Source organism: Flavobacterium sp. (assembly GCF_017985075.1).
Lineage (GTDB): Bacteria > Bacteroidota > Bacteroidia > Flavobacteriales > Flavobacteriaceae > Flavobacterium.
In genome coordinates this window covers 1-7624 of record NZ_JAGNYF010000071.1, presented here as the reverse complement: position 1 = coordinate 7624, position 7624 = coordinate 1, and the positions used below count along the sequence as shown (strand labels likewise).

The following is a 7624-nucleotide window of genomic DNA, read 5'->3' as shown; positions in this document are numbered from 1 at the left end:
TTCCGATAATTAAAAATGTAACGGTTTTATATCACGAAAGCACATTTTTAGAAAGCGAATCTCATTTAGCTGAAAAAACTATGCACACAACTGCGAAACAAGCCGCAAAAATTGCTAAATTAGCAGAAGTAAAACATTTATTATTAGGGCATTATTCAACTCGATACGGAAATATTGAATTATTCAGAACCGAAGCGAATGAAATTTTTGAAAACGTATTACTTGCAGACGATGGTTTAGAATTTGAATTTTAAGATATATTACACAGAGATTCACAAAGATTGACAGAAAAACCTAATACCCTTCACCCTTTACCAAAAAAAAATGAAAGATTTATCCGATTATAGAAAATCATACGAAAAGAGCGAGTTATTAGAAAACACCATTCCTGATGATGCGATTCAATTGTTTCACAAATGGTTTTATGAAGCAGAAGAACAGGAAAATGGTGAAGTAAACGCTATGACAATTTCTTCAATTGGATTAGATGGTTTTCCAAAAAGCAGGGTAGTGCTTCTGAAAAAATTTAATGAAGAAGGATTTATATTTTACACCAATTATAATTCAGAAAAAGGAAAAGCCATTTTACAACATCCAAATGTATGTATTTCTTTCTTTTGGCCGATATTAGAGCGTCAAGTAATCATTAAAGGAATAGCTGAGAAAACTACATCACAAGTTTCAGATAATTATTTCGATTCACGTCCTGAAGGTAGTAAGTTGGGTGCTATTGTATCGAATCAAAGTGAAGTAATTCCATCAAGAGCGTATTTAGATGAAAAATTAAAAAACTTAGAAACAGAAGTTTCAGGTTCTGAAATAAAACGACCAGAAAATTGGGGTGGATTTTTAGTAAAACCGGTTGAAGTGGAGTTTTGGCAAGGAAGAGCCAATCGTTTACACGATAGAATTCGTTATAAATTAGAAGCTGATTTCAGTTGGAAAATAGATCGTTTATCGCCTTAAAAACGTTTATTCGGATTCGTCATTTTCATCATCTTCGGTAACCGCGTCCAATTCGTCTTCGTCACTTACTAATTCGAAAAAGCTAAAAGTTGTACCGCCATACGTTCTTGCAAAAGAAAAATTATCCAAATGTTCTAATTTCGTATCTTTAGAATGTTCAATAATCAGCATACCTTCTTCGTCTAAAATATCATTTTCAAAAATCAATACGGGAATTTTTTCGAAATCTTTTTGATCAATATGATACGGTGGGTCTGCAAAAATTATGTCGTAACTTCCTTTGTGTTTTTGTAAAAATGCAAAAACATCACTTTTTATTGGCGTAATATCAAAGTCAAATTCTGTAGCTATTTTTCGTATGTAATTTACACAACCCATATCTGCATCTACTGCTACAAGAGGCGTGGCACCACGAGAGGCAAATTCATATGCAATATTACCTGTACCAGAAAACAAATCTAATATTTTTAATTCGCCAAAATTAAAATGGTTATTTAGAATATTAAATAAGGCCTCTTTGGCCATATCGGTAGTAGGACGAACGGGCAAATTCTTTGGTGCTTGTAATCGTCTACCTTTATATTTTCCTGATATTATTCTCATGAGTGAAATAAAATAAAATGCTTTAATAAGTCGCTTTCAGGAACATCTAAAACGAATTTTAAATGAGAAACATCTAACAAACTACAGTTTCTAATATATTTATATGCAATTTTAAATGCATCACTTTCTTCTGAAATTGCACCTAAAAACTGAACAGGAATTGTTTCTGGATTTAGTTGTAATTGCTCGTAAGTGAACAATAAAAAATAAATAAAATCTTCTAACGAGTTGTACGTGAAGGTATTAAATAATAACAAATTTGTGTTTTTGGTTACCGTAATTTCAAATCTATCGTGTTGAAAATGCACCCAAACTTGTTTAGTATCCTTGTTTTTAGAAAAATCTAATGCTTTTTTTACAAAAATGGAGTTGCAATTTTTATAATCAAACGTATCGTAATGGTCTAATAAATAGTTGTTTATATTCGTATACGGAATAAAAACATTATTTAAATCGTACGTGTCTAAATAATCAAAAGCAAAATAATCAGTTTCAAAAACTTTCGAATTATATTGCAAATAACTTCCTAAATAATTGGGATCAAACAAAGAAGAAGGCACCAAGGTGTTTAAATTAGAATTGTGCAACACCACAACATCATCATATTTATCATCTAAAATAGGATTCTCTACAAATATCTTCCATAATTCTTCTTCTAAAACATTGTTTTTGTTAATAGAATACGATTTGTAAGTAATTATTTTATTCGAAATCAAATCAATAACACAAAAAGAAAGGTCACTATATGACACTTCAAAGCAAAGCTTTTTATATGTTTTTTGAGTAATATCCTGATTCATATTTTTTATTTGAAATACAAATTTACATTTTTTAAGAGAATTAAAAACCCTCAAATGAAATTATATTTAAAATCCTTGCTATATTTGAAGTTCGTAAAATAAAAATGAATGTCGCCAACGCAATTTTATAAAATTTTAATAGATCATTTTCCTTTTCAGCCTACTGCAAATCAGGATATTTTCTTCCAAAAAATGGCGGCGTTTGTGCTTCATTCTAATGATGCTCTTTTTGTTTTAAAAGGCTATGCAGGAACGGGTAAAACTACCGTGATTTCTACTTTAGTAAATCAACTTCAAACCGCCAATAAAAAATCGGTGATGCTGGCGCCGACTGGTAGAGCGGCTAAAGTAATGTCGGCTTATTCTGAAAAACCTGCTTTTACCATTCACAAACGTATTTATTTTCCAAAAAAGAATAAAAATGGTGGCGTAGGTTTTGTTATGCAAGCCAATAAATTTAAAGATACGATTTTTATTGTTGATGAAGCCTCGATGATTTCGGATCAATCTAACGAAACCAGTTTGTATGAAAATGGTTCTTTGTTAGACGATTTATTGTTTTATGTAGATGCTGGTCAAAATTGCAAATTGATTTTAGTAGGTGATACGGCTCAGTTACCACCGGTGAATTCAGATATTAGTCCGGCTTTGGATATTCATTCTTTACAAGTGAATTACGATAAAGAAATAATTCATATTGAATTGGACGAAGTAATGCGACAAGCTGAAAATTCAGGAATATTAAGCAATGCTACCGAATTACGAGCGCTTTTAAAATCGCACTTTATTGATGATTTTAAATTCAATTTGAAGTCATTTAAAGATATTATTCGATTGGATGATGGATTTGATATAGAAGACGCCATTCACCAATCGTATCGAAATTATAGTACGGAAGATACTGCATTCATCGTGCGTTCTAATAAACGCGCCAATCAATACAACCAGCAAATTAGACAACGTATTTTAGATAAAGAAAGTGATTTGTCGGCTGGCGATTTGTTAATGGTAGTAAAAAACAACTATTTTTGGCTAAATGAAACCTCACAAGCTGGTTTTATTGCCAATGGCGATATTATTGAAGTCTTAAAAATAAGAAATATTCAGGAATTATATGGTTTTAAATTTGCCAATGTTACCATCCGAATGATAGATTATCCGAATGAAGCACCATTTGAAACCGTACTGCTTTTAAATACCATTGAAAGTGAAGCGGCATCGCTGACGTATGAAGAATCGAATTTATTGTATCAAGAAGTTTCTAAAGATTATGAAGACGAAATTCACAAATACAAGAAACTTTTAAAAGTAAAAAGCAATCCGTATTTTAATGCCTTGCAGGTAAAATTTTCCTATGCCATTACGTGTCATAAATCGCAAGGAGGGCAGTGGAGTAGTGTGTTTGTAGAAAAACCCTACTTACCCAATGGTGTGGATAGAGATTATATTCGTTGGCTGTACACGGCAATAACAAGAGCAAAAGAAAAGTTATATTTAATTGGGTTTAAAGATGAAAATTTTGAGTAATTTTGAAAACACATAGAAACATAGATAAATTTTTAAATATATATTTGGTGTTTAACGTTAATTTTAGAATTAAAACGAAACCTTTAACCCAAAACCTTTAACCCATTTACAATGAAAATAATTGCTGTCATCCCTGCGCGTTATGCTTCTACACGATTTCCTGCTAAATTAATGCAAGATTTAGGTGGAAAAACGGTTATTTTAAGAACATATGAAGCAGCTGTGGCTACTAATTTGTTTGACGATGTGTTTGTGGTTACTGATTCGGAATTAATTTATAATGAAATTATTTTCCATAACGGAAAAGCTATTATGAGCATCAAGGAGCACGAAAGTGGTAGCGACAGAATAGCAGAAGCCGTTAAAAACATTGATACAGACATTATAATAAATGTACAAGGTGATGAGCCATTTATCAATAAATCGCCTTTAGAACAAATTATAACGGCATTTCAAAATGATTCAGAAAAGAAAATTGATTTGGCTTCTTTAATGTTTGAAATTAAAGATAAATCAGAAATTGAAAACCCAAATAACGTAAAAGTAATTACTGACCAAGACGGATTTGCTTTGTATTTCTCGCGTTCGGTAATTCCGTTTCCTCGTGAGGAAAATGTGGGTGTACGATATATGAAGCATATTGGTATTTATGCGTTTAGAAAACAAGCGTTATTAGACTTTGCTAAATTACCGATGTTGTCCTTAGAAGCCTCAGAAAAACTCGAGCAATTGCGTTATTTGGAATACGGAAAACGCATAAAAATGATTGAAACGTCTCACGCAAGTATAGGAATTGATACGCCTGAAGATTTAGAAAAAGCGAGACGTTTAGTATAATATTCCGTTTTATTGTTAGAATAATTTTTAACACGAATTACACAAATTACCACGAATTAATTTGTGAAAATTCGTGAAATTCGTGTCAAATAAATTAAGTTATTTTACCACAATCTCAGATTCCTTTTTAACTATAATTTCTGGCTTGCCTTTATACAGTATTACGGTTCCTGTGATGCAAATGGTTTTTGAATCTAACGTTAATGGATCGTAAGTAAACGCCTCTCGGTCAAGTTTAAAAATAACTACAGAAAACGCATTGTCTGGAAAGGGTTTCCCAAAATTCAACAATGCATTTCCGCCTTTTGATTCATAAATACTGGTTACTTTTTCGCAAATTGTAATTGTTTTTCCTTCAAAAGATGCGATATTTTCTAAAGTTGGTGTGCTTTCTTGTGCAGCAACCAATATCGTTCCGAATAAAAACAGAACTAAAAATACTTTTTTCATATGTAAATTAATTGTTTTTGATGGCTAATTTATAATTTGCGCTTACTTCGTTCCAGTTAATCACGTTCCAAATAGATGTTAAATAATCGGCACGTTTGTTTTGGTATTTTAAATAATACGCGTGTTCCCAAACATCAATTCCTAAAATAGGTGTGCCTTTGGTTTCTGCAACATCCATTAACGGATTGTCTTGATTAGGAGTAGATGACACCACCAATTTATTATTTTTATCAACAGAAAGCCAAGCCCATCCTGAACCAAAACGAGAAGTAGCTGCCACATTTATTTTTTCTTTTAAAGCATCTATACTTCCAAACGTTTCGTCAATTGCTTTTTCTAAGTCTGTAGATGGTTTCGTGTTTTTTATCGGTGTTAGTAGTGACCAAAATAATTCGTGATTATAATGTCCGCCTGCATTGTTTCTAATGGCTGGACTCAATTTTGAGACATTCGAGAATATCTCTGTGATTGTCATTTTAGCGGCTTCCGTACCTACAACTGCTGCATTTAAATTTTTTACATACGCCGCGTGGTGTTTGCTATAATGAATTTCCATAGTTTGCGCATCTATAAAAGGTTCTAAATCTGTGTAAGCAAATGGCAATGGTTTTTGAGAAAACTGTGCCGAAACAGAAATAGTAAGCAAAAGTAAAACGGATAAAATTTGATATTTTTTCATAATTATTATTTTTGATTTGTAAAACTTGTTGTAGCAAAGTTAGTTGTTTTTTATAAAGAATATTAGAATTTAACAGGAAGTTGTTAATACAGTTATAATATAAATGAATGAATTTAATTAATAATATTTTATTATATTTGATATTATTTTTTAATTATAAAAAGATTTTATAAAATATATCATATTAAATAAAAAACAATGAACAGATTTTTTTACTTTAAACTTACATTTTTATCAATGTCAGCGGGACTTTTTACTGCAAGTTTAGTATATGGATTATTTGATATTGATTTTTCAAATACTGAAGCAATAACAAAATTAGTATTTAAATCTATTGTAACTGCAACAGTTACAGGTTTGATATTAGGGATAATGAATATGTTTTTAAAAATTGGTAATTTCCAGAAATGATAAAATTCTTGAAATTTGGTATTGTAGGCACGGATTGCAAATCTGCGCAATCTGTATATTTATTATTGTTTGTTTATTTCTTTATTTGTTCAATGTAAACAAGAGCATAAATTTGACAAAGAAATTTGGTTTAATCAACCAGAGAAGAGGTATATGCTGGTTAATGACTTAATTAACTCAAAAATATTACTCGGTAAAAATAAAAATCAAGTAAAATTATTATTAACTGATGACTGTAAGTATTGTAATAATACGAGTGATGCTTGGATGTATTATCTTGGCGAAGGAAATAACAATGAGGACTTCAAATGGGAAGTTTTAGATGTTGAGTTTAAAAGTGATAAAGTAATAAACTTATCTGTTAGGAAATAGTAAATAACTTATGAAAAATTTAATCTTTATACTAATGTTGTTATTTATCTCTTGTGGTGGTGATAAAATTTATAAAAAGCAATTAAAAGACAATAAAATTGCGGTAGATTGGTTTCGCTATAGTTATATATCAAGCGGAAGCCCAAATTACGTTGTAGTTAAAAAAGAAAACATAGAGGAGCTTGTTTTTGAGTATGGATATGGTTTACAAGATATAGAACTTAAAAATAACACCATCACAATAATACATTTAAAGTTTCAACAAAATCCAACGATTAAGAAAGAAAAAATATTTGGTTATGTAATAAAATATAAAGAAGTTACAATAGATGAAATGTATGATAAATATCAAAAAGAAACCAATTAAACCCAGATAGTATTAATACGATATGCTGAAACAAGTTCAGCAGGACAAGAACAGTTTAATAATACAACCTAAAATCTAATACTTTACAAAGGGCATAATTTTTTTCAAAAAGCGTTTCAACCACTTCGTCTATATTTTCGTTGACTTGAAAGAGTTTAAAAAATTCTAAATCTAAATTGTAGCTTTTTAAATTGGTGTATTTTGCACCATAACCCAAAATGGCTTTTGCACCCGTTACATCTAAGAAAAACTGGGCTTCATCGTTGGTTAATTCAAGCGTTTTGGTATTGGCAAAATGGATAATTTTTCCTTTCATTTTTCCTTCAAAAAGTTCGGCAATTTCATCTAAACTGTAATAGTAATCGTATATGCAAATGGTATTGTCTTCGCCTTGCATTACCAAATAAATAATTTCATAATTCTTAAAATTATGATCATCATAGAGTAGTGCCGACAAACTTTCTTCTAAACCTTCAATCGTATCACAAGCTTTGTAAATATTAGGAATTCCGTGATTTAAGGCTAAGTTTTCTAATTGTTTTTGAATTTCTGTTGTTTTGATAATTTCCACATCGGAAACAGCTTCTAAACAAAATACAAATTGTTCCAATT

General features: G+C 30.5%; 11 protein-coding genes and 1 pseudogene. 7 read left to right on the top strand and 5 right to left on the bottom strand.

Annotated features, from left to right (window positions below; translation table 11 throughout):
• Positions 1-254, top strand: a pseudogene (locus KA468_RS09940) (ribonuclease Z); the annotation flags it as partial.
• 70 nt (positions 255-324) lie between these two features.
• Positions 325-966, top strand: a complete 642-nt coding sequence (gene pdxH / locus KA468_RS09935) for a pyridoxamine 5'-phosphate oxidase (protein WP_291242786.1) — start codon at positions 325-327, stop codon at positions 964-966.
• A gap of 6 nt (positions 967-972) precedes the next feature.
• Here the strand turns inward: pdxH and rsmD are convergent, their stop codons facing one another.
• Together rsmD and KA468_RS09925 are read right to left on the bottom strand one after the other, a co-directional pair.
• Positions 973-1569, bottom strand: a complete 597-nt coding sequence (gene rsmD / locus KA468_RS09930; RefSeq protein WP_291242785.1) for a 16S rRNA (guanine(966)-N(2))-methyltransferase RsmD — start codon at positions 1567-1569, stop codon at positions 973-975.
• Positions 1566-2369: a DUF3822 family protein gene (locus tag KA468_RS09925; protein ID WP_291242784.1), complete on the bottom strand. Its 804-nt coding sequence runs from the start codon at positions 2367-2369 to the stop codon at positions 1566-1568. The genes rsmD and KA468_RS09925 overlap by 4 nt, the downstream gene beginning before the upstream one ends.
• A gap of 108 nt (positions 2370-2477) precedes the next feature.
• On the opposite strand from KA468_RS09925, the gene KA468_RS09920 reads away from it, so the two are divergent.
• Together KA468_RS09920 and kdsB are read left to right on the top strand one after the other, a co-directional pair.
• Positions 2478-3896: an AAA family ATPase gene (locus tag KA468_RS09920; protein WP_291242783.1), complete on the top strand. Its 1419-nt coding sequence runs from the start codon at positions 2478-2480 to the stop codon at positions 3894-3896.
• 111 nt (positions 3897-4007) lie between these two features.
• Entirely contained in the window at positions 4008-4733 is a 726-nt protein-coding gene (kdsB, locus tag KA468_RS09915) for a 3-deoxy-manno-octulosonate cytidylyltransferase (protein WP_291242782.1), read from the top strand.
• A 99-nt stretch (positions 4734-4832) separates the two neighbouring features.
• On the opposite strand, the gene KA468_RS09910 is transcribed toward kdsB, so the two are convergent.
• Together KA468_RS09910 and KA468_RS09905 are read right to left on the bottom strand one after the other, a co-directional pair.
• Positions 4833-5183, bottom strand: coding sequence for a hypothetical protein (locus KA468_RS09910; protein WP_291242781.1), 351 nt, complete (start codon positions 5181-5183; stop codon positions 4833-4835).
• Between the two features lie 7 nt (positions 5184-5190).
• Positions 5191-5862, bottom strand: a complete 672-nt coding sequence (locus KA468_RS09905) for a superoxide dismutase (RefSeq protein ID WP_291242780.1) — start codon at positions 5860-5862, stop codon at positions 5191-5193.
• 237 nt (positions 5863-6099) lie between these two features.
• Here KA468_RS09905 and KA468_RS09900 point away from each other — a divergent pair, with 237 nt between their 5' ends.
• The 3 genes from KA468_RS09900 to KA468_RS09890 all read left to right on the top strand — a co-directional run bounded on the left by KA468_RS09900 (position 6100) and on the right by KA468_RS09890 (position 7012).
• Positions 6100-6273 carry a hypothetical protein gene (locus KA468_RS09900; RefSeq protein WP_291242779.1) on the top strand — a complete coding sequence of 58 codons (174 nt, stop codon included), beginning with the start codon at positions 6100-6102 and terminating at the stop codon, positions 6271-6273.
• A gap of 69 nt (positions 6274-6342) precedes the next feature.
• Positions 6343-6645 carry a hypothetical protein gene (locus KA468_RS09895; RefSeq protein ID WP_291242778.1) on the top strand — a complete coding sequence of 101 codons (303 nt, stop codon included), beginning with the start codon at positions 6343-6345 and terminating at the stop codon, positions 6643-6645.
• A gap of 10 nt (positions 6646-6655) precedes the next feature.
• Positions 6656-7012, top strand: a complete 357-nt coding sequence (locus KA468_RS09890) for a hypothetical protein (protein ID WP_291242777.1) — start codon at positions 6656-6658, stop codon at positions 7010-7012.
• Positions 7013-7067: 55 nt separating this feature from the next.
• Here KA468_RS09890 and KA468_RS09885 read toward each other — a convergent pair whose 3' ends face one another.
• Positions 7068-7622, bottom strand: coding sequence for a DUF6642 family protein (locus KA468_RS09885; protein ID WP_291242776.1), 555 nt, complete (start codon positions 7620-7622; stop codon positions 7068-7070).
• Between the last annotated feature and the right edge of the window lie 2 nt (positions 7623-7624).

Coding starts and splice junctions, on each gene's coding strand:
- pdxH (WP_291242786.1), top strand. CDS start 325: ATGAAAGATTTATCCGATTATAGAAAATCATACGAAAAGAGCGAGTTA.
- rsmD (WP_291242785.1), bottom strand. CDS start 1,569: ATGAGAATAATATCAGGAAAATATAAAGGTAGACGATTACAAGCACCA.
- KA468_RS09925 (WP_291242784.1), bottom strand. CDS start 2,369: ATGAATCAGGATATTACTCAAAAAACATATAAAAAGCTTTGCTTTGAA.
- KA468_RS09920 (WP_291242783.1), top strand. CDS start 2,478: ATGTCGCCAACGCAATTTTATAAAATTTTAATAGATCATTTTCCTTTT.
- kdsB (WP_291242782.1), top strand. CDS start 4,008: ATGAAAATAATTGCTGTCATCCCTGCGCGTTATGCTTCTACACGATTT.
- KA468_RS09910 (WP_291242781.1), bottom strand. CDS start 5,183: ATGAAAAAAGTATTTTTAGTTCTGTTTTTATTCGGAACGATATTGGTT.
- KA468_RS09905 (WP_291242780.1), bottom strand. CDS start 5,862: ATGAAAAAATATCAAATTTTATCCGTTTTACTTTTGCTTACTATTTCT.
- KA468_RS09900 (WP_291242779.1), top strand. CDS start 6,100: ATGTCAGCGGGACTTTTTACTGCAAGTTTAGTATATGGATTATTTGAT.
- KA468_RS09890 (WP_291242777.1), top strand. CDS start 6,656: ATGAAAAATTTAATCTTTATACTAATGTTGTTATTTATCTCTTGTGGT.